11 protein-coding genes are annotated in these 17606 nt (G+C 70.6%); 9 read left to right on the top strand and 2 right to left on the bottom strand.

The genetic code is table 11. From position 1 onward, the window contains the following. Positions 1-163 precede the first annotated feature (163 nt). Together AB0H84_RS05185 and AB0H84_RS05180 are read left to right on the top strand one after the other, a co-directional pair. On the top strand, positions 164-856 hold the full coding sequence (locus tag AB0H84_RS05185; RefSeq protein ID WP_357598368.1) for a hypothetical protein: 693 nt from the start codon (positions 164-166) through the stop codon (positions 854-856). A gap of 67 nt (positions 857-923) precedes the next feature. Then, positions 924-1511, top strand: coding sequence for a hypothetical protein (locus AB0H84_RS05180; RefSeq protein WP_357598365.1), 588 nt, complete (start codon positions 924-926; stop codon positions 1509-1511). A gap of 202 nt (positions 1512-1713) precedes the next feature. Here AB0H84_RS05180 and AB0H84_RS05175 read toward each other — a convergent pair whose 3' ends face one another. Then, entirely contained in the window at positions 1714-3258 is a 1545-nt protein-coding gene (locus AB0H84_RS05175) for a bis-aminopropyl spermidine synthase family protein (RefSeq protein ID WP_357598362.1), read from the bottom strand. 509 nt (positions 3259-3767) lie between these two features. On the opposite strand from AB0H84_RS05175, the gene gltB reads away from it, so the two are divergent. Further along, on the top strand, positions 3768-8273 hold the full coding sequence (gene gltB, locus AB0H84_RS05170; RefSeq protein ID WP_357598359.1) for a glutamate synthase large subunit: 4506 nt from the start codon (positions 3768-3770) through the stop codon (positions 8271-8273). A gap of 13 nt (positions 8274-8286) precedes the next feature. Next, positions 8287-9765: a glutamate synthase subunit beta gene (locus AB0H84_RS05165; protein ID WP_357598356.1), complete on the top strand. Its 1479-nt coding sequence runs from the start codon at positions 8287-8289 to the stop codon at positions 9763-9765. A gap of 33 nt (positions 9766-9798) precedes the next feature. On the opposite strand, the gene AB0H84_RS05160 is transcribed toward AB0H84_RS05165, so the two are convergent. Then, positions 9799-10632: a helix-turn-helix transcriptional regulator gene (locus AB0H84_RS05160; protein WP_357598353.1), complete on the bottom strand. Its 834-nt coding sequence runs from the start codon at positions 10630-10632 to the stop codon at positions 9799-9801. Between the two features lie 93 nt (positions 10633-10725). Here AB0H84_RS05160 and AB0H84_RS05155 point away from each other — a divergent pair, with 93 nt between their 5' ends. The 5 genes from AB0H84_RS05155 (at position 10726) to pyk (ending at position 17502) form a co-directional block, all read left to right on the top strand. Then, entirely contained in the window at positions 10726-11787 is a 1062-nt protein-coding gene (locus tag AB0H84_RS05155; protein WP_357598351.1) for an aldo/keto reductase, read from the top strand. Between the two features lie 113 nt (positions 11788-11900). Beyond that, entirely contained in the window at positions 11901-12482 is a 582-nt protein-coding gene (locus tag AB0H84_RS05150) for a TetR/AcrR family transcriptional regulator (RefSeq protein WP_357598349.1), read from the top strand. A 142-nt stretch (positions 12483-12624) separates the two neighbouring features. Then, complete coding sequence (locus AB0H84_RS05145) at positions 12625-14088, top strand: MDR family MFS transporter (protein ID WP_357598348.1); 1464 nt, start codon at positions 12625-12627, stop codon at positions 14086-14088. Between the two features lie 132 nt (positions 14089-14220). Then, positions 14221-15873, top strand: a complete 1653-nt coding sequence (locus AB0H84_RS05140; RefSeq protein ID WP_357598346.1) for a S8 family serine peptidase — start codon at positions 14221-14223, stop codon at positions 15871-15873. A gap of 198 nt (positions 15874-16071) precedes the next feature. Beyond that, positions 16072-17502 carry a pyruvate kinase gene (pyk, locus tag AB0H84_RS05135; protein ID WP_357598344.1) on the top strand — a complete coding sequence of 477 codons (1431 nt, stop codon included), beginning with the start codon at positions 16072-16074 and terminating at the stop codon, positions 17500-17502. Positions 17503-17606 lie beyond the last annotated feature (104 nt).

The raw sequence follows: 17606 nt of genomic DNA, 5'->3' as shown, positions 1-17606 counted from the left end.
TGGCGCCGATGGCGGGGCGTCCGCCGGTGAGGCCGATGGTGGACGGTCGGGGCAGTCGTCGCGTAAGCGGCGGCGTACTCCGCCCTCCGACTGGCAGCTCCCCCTGCTCACCGACTGGGGGCTGCGGCCGAAGCAGCAGCGGCTGCTTGTGATCGTGGTCTCGGTGGTGGCTGTGCTGGCCGCCCTGGGCGGGTTGGTGGTCGTCATCAGCTCCCTCGGCAGCTACACCCCGGAACGTCAGCCCAGCGCCGCCGTCGCCGGGCCCGACACGGCGCTGCCGCATATCTTCAGGGGCTGGAGTTCGCCCAAGCTGTTCGACGCCGTCACGGATCGGGCCAAGGACCAGCGGGCGCTGACCGAGAAGGAGGTCTTCGGCCAGAACGAGCTCGCCGTCTCCAAGAAGCTCAAGCTCAAGCTCGTCGCCAAGAAACTCGACACCGACTGCTCCGCGGCGCTGTGGGGCGGAACCCTGCTCGAGCAGGTGTCGGACGCCGGATGCACCCAGGCCGCCCGCGGTCTCTACGTCAGCTCCGACGGCCGCTACGTCGGCCAGTACACGTTGATCAACCTCAAGGACGGCAAGTCCGCCGCCGAACTGGTCGAGTCGCTGAAGACCCTCTACCGGGGCGGGTGGATGCGTCCCCTGGAATCCCCCAAGGCCGCCTTCCCCGCGGGAGGCTACTCCGAAGGTGGCGGCTACGCGCTCGGCCACTACGTCGGCCTGGTGTGGCTCGGAAGGGTCGACGGCGCCGAGCCCGGCCCCAAGGACGACTACGTCTCCCTTACGCTGGCGCTGCGCGGGGCGGAGAAGGCCGTGTACCGCCGCGTCGTCTCGATCACAGGACCATCCTCTTGACGTCAAGCCACCTGATCCCGATCCCCATGTCGCGCCAGCCCGTTCCGGCCATGGGGGTGGTCGGCTGATGTCGCGTCGTGTCGTCATCACCGCCGTGGCCGTCGTCGTGGCCGCCATCGCCGCAGGCGGCTGGCTGTGGCTGCGCCGCGACGAGCCCAGGCCCGCCAGCTTCCACGCCGAGCGCACCTCCGCCTTCTACAGCGCTATCGACACCCGCCGGCACGACGCCGCCCCGCTGACCCTGAACGAGATCTTCACCCCTGCCACCCAGGCCCTCGGCGCCATGCGCCTGGACTCCACACGGCAACTCGCCGACTGCGACGAGGCCCTGTGGGGCACCTCCGCCACGGGCTGCACGCAGGCGATCGAGGCCACGTACAAGGGGAGCACGGTGTCGGGCCAGTTCGTCATCTTCAACATGGGCGACGGGCGGGCGGCCGACGCGCTGGTGTCGGCGCTGGACAAGGACGGGTTCGTACGGCAGGACGTTGTGTTCGAGGCCGCTCGCAGCCGGGCCCAGGCGCGGGCCATGGGCCACTACGTGACCGTGAGCTGGGTCGGAGGGACGGCGTCCGACCGGGACCTGATCACTGCCCTCGTGGCGCTCGACGGGCTCGGACGGGTGGTCCAGAACCGGGTCGTGGCCGCGACCTGACCTCGGCAACGGTCCCGCGACCTGGCCTCGGCAACGGCCCGACTCCGGTGTCGACTTGGCCTTGGTGTCGGCCTGGCCTTGGTGCCGGCCTGACTTCGGTGCCGCCTGACCTTGGCAACCGCTTGGCCTTGGCAACGGCCGGACTCTCGCCGGCACTCATGACCCCGGCGGTTACCCGGCAGGCCCGTTCCGGGTGGGGAGGTCAGGTGGTCCTTGTCAGGGCGGTGACGGTCTCGGTGACGGCCCCCTGCAGGCCGGACAGGCGGTGGAGCGGGGCCTCCAGCGGGGTCAGGCCATCCGCCCACGGGGCCGCCTCCCCGATGAGAGTGCGGGCCTCGTTCTTGGTCAGGGTCGCCCCCTGGGCGCGGGCCACCGCGATGAGGGCCTCGCGCCAGGTGTTGGCCAGCTTGGCGTGTCCGTTGTCCAGGATCCTGCGCAGCACCGAGGCCGCCTCGCCGTCCGGTTGCGGCAGGCGTACGGCATCGAGGACGCCGCCGGCGGTGCTCAGCTTGTAGACGGTGGAGAGCACCTCCGGCAGGGACGGAAGGCCGGAGCCCACCACGCGTACGTGGGAGGCGCGGGTCGCCAGGAGAAGACGCGGAAGGGCGGCATCGAGGCCGGGCGGCAGGGCCACGGCCACGCGCTCAAGGGCGGCGGCGTACGGCTTGGCGAGCCAGGTCGAGAGCCGTGCCCGCGGCGTGGTGAGCTCCTTGGGCCAGTCGCCGACCAGCAGTTCGGGGTCGAAGCCCTGAAGGGCCTCCACCGGCGCTGAGAGCGTGATCTGGGAGCTTTCGACCGCTTGGGGGCCCTGTGTATAGATGGCGGTGGTTTGGCGGCTCAGGCGGGACGTCACGGCCGGGCGGGTCTTGGTGGTGGGGCGGAGGATGTACAGGTCCGCGGCGGAACCGATGGCCTCTGCCCCGAAGTATCGGTTGAAGTCGGGATACATGGCCTCGTAGGCGAGGTTGAGGTCGGCCAGGGCCTGCTGAACCTTGAACGCCAGCATCGGGGTGCGTTCGCTGGCGCCGTACGCGAGCAGGATGCGGCCGTCGTCCTTGACGGCCTCGGCGGCGCGCGCCACGAACAGGCCCGTCCCCTCCGGCGTGTACGGCGGGTCGGTGAGCGCCAGGTCGTGCTCCCGGGCGGAGGCGGGCAGGCCCAGGCGCAGGTCGGCCCAGCGGGTGCGGACGCCGAGCCGCTGGTCGTCGATGTACGCCAGGATGCGCTCGTCGATGTCGACCACCGTGACGTCGGTCTCGGGGTGGATGAGTTTGACGGCCAGCGAGGTCAGGTCGTGGTCGCCCACGCACAGCAGGCGCGTGCCGGGCAGCCAGAACCTCGCGCCCAGCAGCAGCGCCCGCCGCAGCACCGTCTCCGGCGTGGCCGAGACGTGGTCGAGCACGTGGCGGGCGCGCGGGGCCCCGGCGACGAGGCCCTTGAGCCGGTCCAGCTCGTGCGTGTAGTGGGGGAGCAGGTGGGCCACCGGGTCCTCCGGCGGCGGGGCCAGGGCGATGAGGTCCTGGTAGTCGGGGACGTGGGTCAGCGGGATCCGGAAGGTGTCGTCCCTCCGCTCCAGACGGAGCTCGCGCAGCAGGGCCTCGATGGTACGCCTGGATGTGGCGGTCTCCCTGACCAGGTCGGCCAGCGTCCACCACCGGGCGTCGCACAGGAGGGTCAGGGCGTGCCTGAGCCGCCTGCTGTCCGCCCCGGCCTCGCTGAGCAGGCGCTCCACGCCGTCACGCTCCATGAGGGCAACCCTATCGGGGGTTATCCGACCGCTGATCCGGCCGCCCGCCGACCGCTGGTCCGCCCGCCCGCCGTCCGCCGCCCGCCGCCCGCTGGTCCGCCCGCCCGCCGAGCACGTCGCGCCGATCGCCGCCGATCGCCGTCGTACGACGCCTCGCCGACCCCCGTGCTGTGCCTTCAGCGACTCCTGTGAGTAGCGGTGCCGGCGAGCCCGAAGAGGCTGAGTGGGTTCCAAACCGAGGGGGTCCGCGGGGCAGGTGGGGCGGCGCGGGGCCGGGAGTCGCTCCCCATGCCGAAAACCCGCGTGGCCAGCGGGAATTTTGGCGGGCCCGTCCGCGCTTTGGGATAGAGAGTTCGGATGCTGGGATGGGGCCGAATGTTCGCAATGCGGACGTGCTGGGCACCATTCCGGCAGCGTGCGGTAATCTCTACCCACGATATGCAGCAGGGCCAACGTCGTCCCCGCCTGTAGAGCAGTTCACGACAGACGATGACGACGGGAGGGATTAAATGCCTGCTGCCCACCTCGGGTTCCCCGAGCCCCAGGGCCTGTACCACCCCGCCAACGAGCATGATGCCTGCGGTGTCGCCATGGTTGCCGACGTCGCCGGGCGCCGGGGGCACGGGATCGTGGTCAAGGCGCTGACGGCTCTCTGCAATCTCGATCATCGGGGGGCCAAGGGTAGCGAGCCGGACACCGGCGACGGAGCCGGGATCCTGACGCAGATTCCCGATGGGTTCTACCGCGCGAGCGTGCCGTTCGCGCTTCCCGCTGCCGGCGCGTACGCCACCGGCATCGGCTTCCTGCCGGTCGACGAGCAGGCCAGGAGCGTGGCCACCGGCCTGATCGAGGAGATCGCCGCCGAGGAGGGCCTCACCGTGCTCGGCTGGCGTGAGCTGCCGGTCGACCGCGAGCTGCCCGGGCCGAGCGCCAGGGCCGTCATGCCGCACTTCGCCCAGCTGTTCGTCTCCGACCCGGAGGGCCGGGAGGGGCTGGAGCTCGACAGGCTCGCGTACTGCCTGCGCAAGCGCGCCGAGCACGAGGCCCACGTGTACTTCCCCTCGCTGTCCGCCAGGACGATCGTCTACAAGGGCATGCTCACGCCCGACCAGGTCGAGCCGTTCTTCCCCGACCTGAGCGACGAGCGTTACGAGACGGCGATCGCGCTGGTCCACTCGCGCTTCTCCACCAACACGTTCCCGAGCTGGCCGCTGGCCCACCCCTACCGCTACATCGCCCACAACGGCGAGATCAACACGGTCAAGGGCAACCGCAACTGGATGCGGGCCCGCGAGGCGATGCTGGAGTCCGCCCACATCCCGGGCGAAATTTCACGACTTTTCCCCATCTGTGACCCAGACGGCAGCGACACCGCCAGCTTCGACGAGGTCCTCGAGCTGCTGCACATCGGCGGCCGCAGCCTCCCCCACGCCGTGCTGATGATGATCCCGGAGGCGTGGGAGAACCACACCGAGATGGACCCCGCGCGCCGGGCCTTCTACGAGTTCCACTCCTCGATGATGGAGGCGTGGGACGGCCCCGCGTCGATCACGTTCACCGACGGCACGCTGGCCGGCGCCGTGCTCGACCGCAACGGCCTGCGCCCGGGCCGCTTCTGGGTGACCGCCGACGGCCTGGTCGTGCTGGCCTCCGAGGCCGGCGTGCTGGACTTCAGGCCGGAGGACGTGGTCAGGAAGGGCCGCCTCCAGCCGGGCCGCATGTTCCTCATCGACACCGCCCGCGGCAAGATCATCGAGGACGACGAGATCAAGGCCGAGCTCGCCGCCGAGCTGCCGTACTCCGACTGGCTGCACGCGGGGCTCGTCCGCTTCGAGGAGCTGCCCGAGCGGCAGCGGGAGATCCCCACGCACGAGGCGCTGATCAAGCGGCAGCAGACCTTCGGCTACACCGAGGAAGAGCTGCGCATCATCCTCTCGCCGATGGCCAAGGCCGGCCAGGAGCCGATCGGCTCCATGGGCACCGACACGCCCGTCGCCGTGCTGAGCGAGAAGCCGCGCCTGCTGTTCGACTACTTCACGCAGCTGTTCGCGCAGGTCACCAACCCGCCGCTGGACGCCATCCGGGAAGAGCTGGTCACCTCGCTGGCCAGCACCATCGGCCCCGAGGGCAACCTGCTCGACCCGGGCCCCTCGTCGTGCCGCCAGCTCGTGCTGCCGTACCCGGTGATCGACAACGACGAGCTCGCCAAGATCATCCACATCAACGACGAGCACGACCTGCCGGGCTTCCACCCGTACGTCATCAGCGGCCTGTACGAGGTCGCCGGCGGCGGCGAGGCGCTGCTGCGCCGCCTGGAGGAGATCAGGGCCGAGGCGTCCCAGGCGATCGCGAACGGCGCCCGGATCATCGTGCTGAGCGACCGCGGCTCGTCCGACACGCTGGCGCCGATCCCGTCGCTGCTGCTGACCGGTGCGGTGCACCACCACCTGATCCAGGAGAAGACCCGCACCAAGATCGGCCTGGTGATCGAGACCGGCGAGGCCCGCGAGTGCCACCACATGGCGCTGCTCATCGGCTACGGCGCCGGCGCGATCAACCCGTACCTCGCGATCGAGACCATCGAGGACCTGGTCGACACCGGCGTGCTCCAGATGGACAAGCGCAAGGCCGTGCGCAACCTGATCAAGGCGTACGGCAAGGGCGTCATCAAGGTCATGTCCAAGATGGGCGTGTCCACGGTGGCCTCCTACACCGGCGCGCAGATCTTCGAGGCGCTCGGCCTGAGCCAGGAGGTCATCGACTCCTGCTTCGCCGGCACCACCTCGCGCCTGGGCGGCGTCGGGTTCGACGTCCTGGCCAAGGAGGTCGAGCAGCGGCACCGCCACGCGTACCCGCGGGTGGAGAACGCCCACCGCAGGCTCCAGGTCGGCGGCGAGTACCAGTGGCGGCGCGAGGGCGAGCCGCACCTGTTCAACCCCGAGACCGTCTTCAAGCTGCAGCACGCCACGAGGACCCGCCGCTACGAGATCTTCAAGGAGTACACGAACCTCGTCGACTCCCAGTCGGAGCGGCTGATGACCCTGCGCGGCCTGTTCAAGCTGCGCAAGGGCAACCCGATCCCGATCGAGGAGGTCGAGCCGGTCTCCGAGATCGTCAAGCGGTTCTCCACGGGCGCGATGTCGTACGGCTCCATCTCGATGGAAGCGCACGAGACGCTCGCCATCGCGATGAACCAGCTCGGCGGCAAGTCCAACACCGGCGAGGGCGGCGAGGACCCCGAGCGGCTCTACGACGCCGCGCGCAGGTCCGCGATCAAGCAGGTCGCCTCCGGCCGGTTCGGCGTCACCAGCGAATACCTGGTGAACGCGGCCGACCTGCAGATCAAGATGGCCCAGGGCGCCAAGCCCGGCGAGGGCGGCCAGCTGCCCGGCCACAAGGTCTACCCGTGGATCGCCAAGACCAGGCACTCCACGCCGGGCGTCGGCCTCATCTCGCCGCCGCCGCACCACGACATCTACTCGATCGAGGACCTGGCCCAGCTCATCCACGACCTGAAGAACTCCAACCCGGAGGCCAGGGTCCACGTGAAGCTGGTCGCCGAGGTCGGCGTCGGCACGGTCGCCGCGGGCGTGTCGAAGGCGCACGCCGACGTGGTGCTCATCTCCGGGCACGACGGCGGCACCGGCGCCTCGCCCCTGACGAGCCTCAAGCACGCGGGCGCGCCGTGGGAGCTCGGCCTGGCCGAGACCCAGCAGACGCTCCTGCTGAACGGCCTGCGCGACCGCATCGTCGTCCAGGTCGACGGCCAGCTCAAGACCGGCCGCGACGTCGTCATCGCCGCGCTGCTCGGCGCCGAGGAGTACGGCTTCGCCACCGCGCCCCTCGTCGTCAGCGGCTGCGTCATGATGCGGGTCTGCCACCTCGACACCTGCCCCGTGGGCGTCGCCACGCAGAACCCCGAGCTGCGCAAGCGCTTCAGCGGCAAGCCGGAGTTCGTGGTCAACTTCTTCGAGTTCATCGCCGAGGAGATCCGCGAATACCTGGCCGAGCTGGGCTTCCGCTCGCTCGACGAGGCGATCGGCCACGTCGAGATGCTCGACATGTCGGCGGCCGAGGGGCACTGGAAGGCCGACGGGCTCGACCTGTCGCCCATCCTGCACCAGCCCGAGCTGCCCGCCGGCACGCCGCTGCGCCGCGTCGTCGAGCAGGACCACGGGCTGCAGCACGCGCTCGACAACACGCTGATCCAGCTCGCCGAGGGCGCGCTCGAGGAGGGCACCCCGGTCACGCTGGAGCTGCCCATCCGCAACGTCAACCGCACGGTCGGCACCATGCTCGGCTACCAGGTGACCAAGCGGTACGGCGGCAAGGGCCTGCCCGACAACACGATCGACATCTCGTTCACCGGCTCCGCGGGCAACTCGTTCGGCGCGTTCCTGCCGCGCGGGGTCACGCTGAGGCTGACCGGCGACGCCAACGACTACATCGGCAAGGGCCTGTCCGGCGGGCGGATCACCGTCCGGCCGCACGAGGAGGCCCCGCTCGACGGCCACATCATCTCCGGCAACGTCGCCCTGTACGGCGCCACGTCCGGCGAGGTGTTCATCCGCGGCGTCGTCGGCGAGCGGTTCTGCGTCCGCAACTCCGGCGCCACGGCGATCGTCGAGGGCGTGGGCGACCACGGCTGCGAGTACATGACCGGCGGCCGGGCCGTCGTGCTCGGCCCGACCGGGCGCAACTTCGCGGCCGGCATGTCGGGCGGCATCGCGTACCTGCTCGACCTGAAGCCCGAGCGGGTCAACCGCGAGATGGTGGCCATCGAGACGCTCACCGAGGAGGACGGCGAGTTCCTCAAGGAGACGGTCGAGAAGCACTTCGCGGAGACCGGCTCGCCGGTCGCCAAGGAGCTGCTGGCCGACTGGGACTCGGCGCTCGCCCGGTTCGGCAAGATCATGCCGACCGACTACAAGCGGGTGCTGGCCGCCGCCGAGGCGGCCCGCATCGAAGGCAGGGACATCGACGAGGCCGTCATGGCGGCCGCGGTTCAGGGTTGAGGAGGCGTACCGAATGGCTGACCCGAAGGGTTTTCTCACGCACGACCGGGAGCTGCCGGCGCGCCGCCCCGTGGACGTCCGCATCAGCGACTGGCGCGAGGTCTACCAGGACTTCTCGCAGGAGAAGCTGACCAAGCAGGCGGCCCGCTGCATGGACTGCGGCATCCCGTTCTGCCACAACGGCTGCCCGCTCGGGAACCTCATCCCCGAGTGGAACGACCTCGTCTACCGCACCGACTGGCGCGAGGCGATCGAGCGGCTGCACGCCACGAACAACTTCCCCGAGTTCACGGGCCGGCTCTGCCCGGCCCCGTGCGAGGCGGCGTGCGTGCTCGGCATCAACTCCGACCCCGTGGCGATCAAGCGGGTCGAGGTCGAGATCATCGACCGGGCGTTCGCCGAGGGCTGGGTGACCCCGCAGCCCCCGGCCGTCAGGACCGGCAAGAAGGTCGCGGTCGTCGGCTCGGGCCCGGCGGGGCTCGCCGCGGCGCAGCAGCTCACCAGGGCCGGGCATGACGTGGTCGTGTTCGAGCGGGCCGACCGGATCGGCGGCCTGCTGCGGTACGGCATCCCCGAGTTCAAGATGGAGAAGCGGCACATCGAGCGCCGCCTGGAGCAGATGCGGGCCGAAGGCACCGAGTTCCGCACCGGCGTCAACGTCGGCGTCGACATCACCGCCGCCGAGCTGCGCGAGCAGTTCGACGCCGTGGTGCTGTCGGGCGGGGCCACCCAGTGGCGCGACCTGCCGGTGGCCGGGCGCGAGCTCAAGGGCGTCTACCAGGCGATGGAGTACCTGCCGCTGTCCAACAAGGTCCAGGAGGGCGACTTCGAGCAGTCGCCGATCTCGGCCGAGGGCAAGCACGTGGTGGTGATCGGCGGCGGCGACACCGGCGCCGACTGCATCGGCACGGCGATCCGGCAGGGCGCCAGGTCCGTCACCCAGCTCGAGATCATGCCGCAGCCGCCGGCGAGCCGGCCCGGCAGCCAGCCGTGGCCGACGTTCCCCATCCTGTTCAAGATGGAGAGCGCTCACGAGGAGCTGGCCGAGGGCGGGGGAGAGCGGGTCTACGCGGTCTCCACCACGGAGTTCGTCGGCGACGCCGAAGGCAACGTGCGGGCGCTGCGGCTGGTCGAGGTCGAGGGGCCGCAGAGCGGCTTCAAGCCGGTCCCGGGCACCGAGCGGGAGATCCCGGCCGAGCTGGTGACGCTGTCCATGGGCTTCCTCGGGCCGGAGAAGGGCGCGCTGCTGCAGGACCTCGCCGAGGTCGCCGGTGACGGCTTCTACGACGCGCGGGGGAACGTCTCGCGCGACAAGACGTACATGTCCAAGGTGGACGGCGTCTTCGTGGCCGGTGACATGGGGCGCGGGCAGTCGCTCATCGTGTGGGCCATCGCCGAGGGGCGGGCTGCCGCCTCGGGCGTGGACCGGTATCTGACCGGGGAGACGGCGCTGCCGTACCCGATCCTGCCGACGGCTCGGCCGCTGGTGTGACCTTCAAGCCCGGGGCTTCGGCCCCGGGCTTTTTCATCTGCACTCGCGGGCGAGGGCGTCGAGGACGCTCTGCGAGGCCGGGTCGGCGGCGCGGTAGATGATCAGTCGCTGCTCGGGGGTCTGGAGCGGGGCCAGCACCTCGTAGTCGACGGTCAGCGGGCCCTTCGTGCTGTGCCGCAGCAACTTCCGGCCACGGCCGTTGACCCGCACGTCGCGCTGAGCCCACAGGCGGGCGACCTCCTCACTGCCGGTGGTGAGCTCGTCGATCAGCTCCCTCAGCGCCTTGTCGTCGGGGTGGGCCGCCCACGAGGCGCGCAGGTCGGCGATGCCCTCCCGCAGCGCCCGCTCTCTGTCGCGGTAGAAGCCGTGCAGGCCCGGGTGGAGCATGCACAGCCAGAGCGTGTTGCGCTGCGGCGGCGGCAGCGTGGCCAGGTCCATCGAGAACAGGGCCGCCATCTCCGGGTTCCACGCCAGGATGTCGAAGCGGTGGTTGAGCAGCATGGCGGGCAGCGGCGACAGGTCCAGCACCAGCTGCGCCAGCGGACCCGCCTCCTCCGCCGGCGGAGCATGCCTGGTGGGCCGCTGCTGGGCCAGGTCGAACAGGTAGGCCCGCTCGTCCTCGCTCAGCCGCAGCGCGTCGGCCAGCGCCTCGAGGACCTCGGGGGAGGGGCGCAGCCCGCGGCCCTGCTCCAGACGGATCACGTAGTCGACGCTGACGCCGGCCAGCTCGGCGACCTCCTCCCTGCGCAGGCCCGGGGTGCGCCGCTGGGCGCGGCGGGCGGGCAGGGAGACCTCGCCGGGGGTCAGCCGCTCGCGCCGGGTGCGCAGGAAGGCCCCGAGCTCCCGGGTCTGATCCACGGTGTTCATCTCCTCGATCCTACGACGCGCCTGCCTAGGACCGGGCTTCCCAGGAAGAGCCTTCCCTTTCGCCCGGCGAACCGCCGGAGCAGCCTTGATGGCATGACGACTCTTGACACTTACCGTCTGCTCGGGCGGTCCGGCCTGCGGGTCTCGCCGCTGGCGCTGGGGACCATGACGTTCGGCACGGACTGGGGCTGGGGCTCGGACAAGGACGAGTCGCGCCGGATCTTCGACGCGTACGTGGAGCGGGGCGGCAACTTCATCGACACCGCCAACCAGTACACGGACGGCACCTCGGAGACCCTGGTCGGCGAGTTCGCGTCGGGGCGGCGCGAGCAACTGGTGCTGGCCACGAAGTACACCCTGGCCAGGCGGCCCGGCGACCCGAACTCCGGCGGCAACCACCGCAAGAGCATGGTGCAGTCGGTGGAGGCGAGCCTGCGCCGGCTGAACACCGACTACATCGACCTGCTCTACCTGCACGCCTGGGACTTCACCACCCCGGTGGAGGAGGTCCTGCGCGGCCTGGACGACCTCGTCAGGTCGGGCAAGGTGCTCTACGCCGGCATCTCCGACACGCCCGCGTGGCAGGTCTCCCGCATGCAGGCCATCGCCGACCTGCGCGGGTGGGCCCCGCTGATCGCGCTGCAGATCGAGTACAGCCTGGCCGAGCGGACCGTCGAGCGCGACCTCATCCCGATGGCCCGGGAGATGGGCCTCGGGGTCATCCCGTGGTCGCCGCTGGCCAGCGGGGTGCTGACCGGCAAGTACAGCCGCGCCGACCTCGCCCAGGAGGTCTCCGCCGATCCGTCCGGCACGCGCAAGAACGTCGCGGCGGCCAACGGGTCGCTGACCGAGCGCGCCCTGGACATCGCCGACGTGGTCAAGCAGGTGGCCTCCGACCTGGGCGTGCCGCCGTCGCAGGTCGCGCTGGCCTGGACGACGCTCAACCCCGGGGTGACCGCGCCGATCGTGGGGGCGCGCACCCTGCGGCAGCTGGAGGACAACCTGGCGGCCCTGGAGGTGCGCTTCAGCGAGAGTCACCTGGCCACGCTGGAGGAGGCCAGCCGGGTGGACCTGGGGTTCCCGCACGAGTTCCTGAACCGCCCCATGCCTCGCCAGGTCATGCTGGGCGGCGTCAAGCTCGACCTCGCCCGCTGACCGCTCCTCCGCCGAAAGCGCCCGCCCCTTACGGCGGGCGCTTTTCCGTGCTCCGACAATTGCAGACTCTGCAAGACTTGCAGAGTCTGCAAAAGCTGCGTAGTGTGCAAGGCATGGAGAGTCCGCAGCAGCGCAGGGAGCGTCGCCGGGCCGAGAAGCGGCAGGCCATCAGGGTGGCCGCCGTGAAGATCGCGCTCGACGAGGGTCTCGAGGCCGCGACCGTGGAGGCGATCAGCGCGGCGGCGGACATCTCGCCGCGCACGTTCTTCAACTACTTCGCCACCAAGGAGGAGGCGCTCGTCATGGGGCCGATCTGGCGCCCTGACGAGCTCGTCGACCTGCTCGGGGAGCGGCCCGCGGACGAGCCGGCCTTCCAGTCGCTCAAGGTGGTGATGCGGTTCCTCGTCGTCCGCGGCCGTGCGATCTGGGCGGACATGGAGCCGTTCATGGAGCTGCGCAAGCGGCACCCGGAGCTGGCCGCCAAGGTCAGGGCGGCCGACGAGTCGAAGATCATGGAGGTGCTCTTCGACGCCGTCAAGAGCCGTCCGGGCGTCACCAGCCCGGTGCACGCCAGGCTGCTCATCGTCGCGTCGTTCGGCGCGGCGATCTCGGCCATCCAGGAGTCACTGAGCACCGGCGGCTCGGCGGAGGAGCTGGTAGAGGAGGCGTTCGCGCTGCTCGAAAGCGGACTCTGACCCCCATGAGGAAAGCGGCGACCGGGGTGGCACCCCCGATCGCCGCGGATCACTCCTGCCCTCGCGAAAGAAGCAAGGAGACAACACCATGCTATCCACAGCCCCAACCGAAACCGTACCTCGACGCTCACTCTGGGTGAGCATGGGCTCACTCATGCTCACCATGTTCCTGGCCGCCGTCGACCAGACGGTCGTCGCGACCGCCATGCCGACCATCGCGGGCGAGCTGCACGGCCTGGAGAGCCTGTCGTGGCTGGTCACCGCGTTCGCCCTGACCTCCGGCATCGCCACGCCCCTCTACGGCAAGCTCAGCGACATGTACGGCCGCAAGAACCTCTACCTGTCGGCCATCGTCCTGTTCGTCATCGGCTCGGCCCTGTGCGGCTTCGCACAGTCCATGGGCCAACTCATCGCCTTCCGCGCCTTCCAGGGCATCGGGGCGGGCGGCCTCATGGTGCTCAACATGACCATCGTCGGCGACCTGGCCACGCCCCGCGAACGGGCCAAGTTCCAGGGCATCTTCGGCGCGGTCTTCACCCTGGCCTCGATCGCCGGGCCGATCCTCGGCGGCTACCTCACCGAGCACGTCTCCTGGCGCTGGATCTTCTACATCAACCTGCCGCTCGGCGCGATCGCCCTGGCCGTGGCGTTCGCCGTGCTGAAGCTGCCCCGCCGCGTCTCCCCGCACCGGATCGACTGGCTCGGCGCCGTGCTGATCTCCGGGCTGCTGACCTGCCTGACGCTCCTCGCCTCCTGGGGCGGCACCGTCCACGCCTGGTCCTCACCGGTCATCATCGGGCTCGGCGCGGGCGCGGTGCTGCTGGCCGTGCTGTTCGTGCTGGTGGAGCGGACCGCGGCCGAGCCGGTGCTGCCGCTGCGGCTGTTCCGCGACAGGACGTTCACGATCCCCGTGCTCTCCGTCGTGCTCCTCGCCACCGGCTTCGTCGGCGCGGCCACGTTCCTGCCGGTGTTCCTGCAACTGGCCGCCGGGGCGAGCGTGGCGGACTCCGGACTGCTGCTGATCCCGATGATGGCGGGGATGGTCGTCTCCTCGACGGGCGTCGGTCAGCTCGTGCACCGGTACGGCCGCTTCAAGTGGTTCATGGTCACGGGGACCGTGCTCGCCGGGACCGCCGGGCTCCTGTTCTCGACCATGGACCTCGGGACCAGCGGGTTCGTCTCCGGCGCGTACATGGTGCTCTTCGGGTTCGGGCTCGGCATGGTCATGCAGAACGTGCTGCTCGCCGTGCAGACCACGACCCCGGCGGCGGACAGGGGAGCGGCGACCTCGGCCGTCACGTTCGCCAGGGGCGTCGGCGGGGCCGTGGGCGTGGCCGTGCTGGGCGGCGTCTTCAGCGGGCGGCTCGCGCTGGGACAGGCCGCGCTCACCCCCGCGGCGATCGAGGCGCTGCCCGAGGCCGCGCGGCACGCCACCAGGCTCGCCTTCTCCGAGGCGATCAGCGGGGTGTTCGCGTGGGTGGGGCCGATCATGCTGGCCGCCGCCGTGCTCCTGGTCTTCCTCAAGGACATGCGACTGGAGCACGCGTCCGAGGCCGCGACCCAAGCCGGGGCCAAGGCCGAGCCCGCGCCGGGTACGCCCGCCTGACCCAAGGTGAAGCGGACTCCATGGCCGGGGTCCGCTTCACTCCGTACCATCCGAAATCTCACTACGAAGTTGCATCAGCCGATGACTGTCGGGAAGATGCAGAATCTGCGGCACTGGGTGGATGGGGGAAGCATGCGGCGAGTCGCCTCCGGCTTGACGGCGCTTGCCGCCATGGCCGCGTTCACCGCCTGCTCCACCGCGACCCCGACCACCGCCCCACAGAAACCCGCCGCACCCGCGGGCCCCGAATACCTCGTCTTCTACGCCCAAGGACAGCAGCGCCAGGCCCGGGAGGCCGTCGAGCGGGCGGGCGGCACCACGGTGGGAGGGGACGCCAGGCTCGGCTACCTGATGGCCTCGGGCAGCGGCGGATTCGTGGAGCAGGTGGGCGCCGACCGGGCCGTCGTCGGGGTGTCTCCCGACCGGAGCATCGGCTTCGCCGCCGGCCGCGCCGTGGCGGGTCCGACGGCGCGGTCAGCGGCCTTCCCCGACGCGGGACTGTTCACCAAGAGCCGCTCGGGCGAGCCGCTGGCGGGCCGCCAGTGGGACATGCGGATGATCGGCGCCGACCGCGCCAACGCCAAGGTGTCCGGCAACAGGCAGGTGCTGGTCGGCGTCATCGACACCGGCGTGGACGGCAAGCACCCCGACATCGCCCCCAACTTCAACCGCGAGCTCAGCCGCAACTTCGTCACCGACAAGCCCAAGGACGAGGACGGCGACACCCTCGACGGCCCCTGCGAGGTCAGCGGCTGCAAGGACCCCGTGGACGAGGACGACGACGGCCACGGCACCCACGTGGCCAGCACCATCGCCTCGCCCGTCAACGGCATCGGCATCGCGGGCGTGGCCCCGAACGTCCAGATCGTGAACATCCGGGCCGGGCAGGACTCCGGGTACTTCTTTCTCAAGCCCAGCCTCGACGCGCTCACCTACGCCGCCGACATCGGCGTGGACGTCGTGAACATGAGCTACTACGTCGACCCCTGGCTGTTCAACTGCGCGGCCAACAAGGCCGACAGCAAGAAGCAGCAGCTCGAACAGCAGGCCATCATCACCGGCATGCAGCGGGCCCTCGACTACGCCCGCCAGCACAACGTCACGCTCATCTCCGCCCTCGGCAACGAATCCGTCGACCTCGGCAACCCCAAGGTCGACAAGGAGAGCCCCGGCTACCCGGCGGGCGAGAAGAAGGTCCGCCAGATCGACAATTCCTGCATCGACGTGCCGGCCGAGTCGAACGGCGTCATCTCCGTCTCCGCGCTCGGCCCCAGCGGCCGCAAGGCGATCTACAGCGACTACGGCACCGAGCAGACCGACCTGGCCGCCCCCGGCGGCGACGCGCTGGACGGCGAGGGCGCCAAGGCCACCAGGTCGATCCTGGCCGCCGCGCCCGAGCGGGTGCTGCGGGCCGCCGGCCGCATCGACGCCAAGGGCGAGCCCAAGGGCGCCGACGTCGTCAAGGACTGCACGGCCGGCCCCTGCTCCTACTACCAGTACCTCGACGGCACCTCCATGGCCGCCCCCCACGCCACGGGCGTCGCGGCGATCCTCATCAGCCGCTTCGGCAAGCCCGGCAAGGGCGGGCTCGAACTGTCCCCCGCCACGGTCGAGGACCTGCTGTACAAGACGGCGACCCCGAAGGCGTGCCCGACGCCCCGCCAGTACGTGTACAAGACCTACGGCCAGACCGTGACGCAGGAATGCCAGGGCGACACGGCCGACAACGGCTTCTACGGACACGGCGTCGTGAACGCCTGGAAGGCCGCCACCGTCGAACCGTGACCTACCGTGGGCCGGGGGCGGCTACGATATGGGGACGCTCGGCGGTCATGGCATGGGGTGTGACCTCGACGTCCACCCTGAGAAGTACACGAACTTGACGCGACCGGGGGTCGCCGTTCTCGTTCTGTTCTCCTACGTGGGCTACGTTCTCCGTCGTCAGTGACTGCCAAGTGGTCTGTACCAATTAAGGTAGGGCTCGTGACTCGTCGCGCGAAAATCGTCTGCACTCTAGGCCCCGCCACGTCGTCCAAGGAACGCCTGCGCGAGCTGATCGCCGCCGGCATGGACGTGGCACGGTTCAACCTCAGCCATGGCAACCATGACCTGCACAGAGAGGTCTATGACCGCGTCAGGGAGGTGGCGGCCGACCTCGGCCGCGGGGTAGGCGTGCTGGCCGACCTGCAGGGCCCCAAGATCCGCGTCGGGACCTTCGAGGAGGGCCCCGTCCGGCTGGGCTTCGGCGACGTCTTCACCATCACCACCGAAGACGTGCCGGGCGATCGCGAGCAGGTCTCCACCACCTACAAGGGGCTGCCCAACGACGTCCGCCCCGGTGACACGATCCTGGTCGACGACGGCCGCCTCGTCCTCGAGGCCACCCGCGTCGACGGCGAGCGCATCGTCACCCGCGTCGTCATCGGCGGCATGATCTCCGACAACAAGGGCCTCAACCTGCCCGGCGTCAACGTCAGCGCCCCCGCGCTGACCGACAAGGACGAGGCCGACCTGCGCTGGGCGCTCCGCACCGGCTTCGACATGATCGCCCTGTCCTTCGTGCGCCGCCCCTCCGACGCCGACGTGGTGCGCAACATCATGGAGCAGGAGGCCGTACGTCTGCCGCTGATCGCCAAGATCGAGAAGCCGCAGGCCGTCGACCGCCTCCCCGAGATCGTCGACGCCTTCGACGGCATCATGGTGGCCCGCGGCGACCTCGGCGTCGAGCTGCCGCTGGAGCAGGTGCCGATCGTGCAGCGGCGCATCATCGAGCTCTGCCGCGAGAAGGCCCACCCGGTCATCGTCGCCACCCAGATGCTCGACTCGATGATGAACGCCCCGCGGCCCACCCGCGCCGAGGCCTCCGACGTGGCCTACGCGGTCATGGACGGCGCCGACGCGGTCATGCTGTCGGGTGAGACGTCGGTCGGCAACTACCCGATCGAGTCCGTCGCCACGATGGACCGCATCGCCTGCGCCGCCGAGGAGACGTCCCTGCACGCCACCCACAAGCTCGAGCGCATGCCGGAGACCACCGGTGGCGCCATCGCGCGCGCCGCCGCCGAGGTGGGGGCCGTCGTCGGGGCCAAGGCGCTGGTGGCCTTCACCATGTCCGGCGAGACGGCCCGCCGCCTGGCCCGCTACCGCTCGCCGATCCCGCTCCTGGCCTTCACGTCCTCGCCCCACGTGCGGGGGCAGCTGTCGGTGACGTGGGGGGTGGAGACGTACCACGTGCCGTTCGTGCACCACACGGACGACATGGTGCGGCAGGTGGAGGCGTCGCTGCTGTCGTCGGGGCGGCTGGAGAAGGGCGACAAGGTCGTCATCGTCGCCGGCTCGCCTCCCGGCACCCCGGGCTCCACCAACGCCCTGCGCGTCCACACCATCGGCTCGGCCGTCTCCCACGCGCACTGATTCCGCCGCGACGGGCCCTTCGCACCGAAGGGCCCTGCGGCGGGATAGCCCACATGGCGCCCACGGGCCCTGCGGCGGGATACCCCACATGGCGCCCGCATGAC

Source organism: Nonomuraea sp. NPDC050786 (assembly GCF_040654115.1).
In the GTDB taxonomy this organism is placed as follows: domain Bacteria; phylum Actinomycetota; class Actinomycetes; order Streptosporangiales; family Streptosporangiaceae; genus Nonomuraea.
The sequence above is the reverse complement of the archived record's forward strand: the minus strand, read 5'-3'. Positions and strand labels throughout refer to the sequence as shown.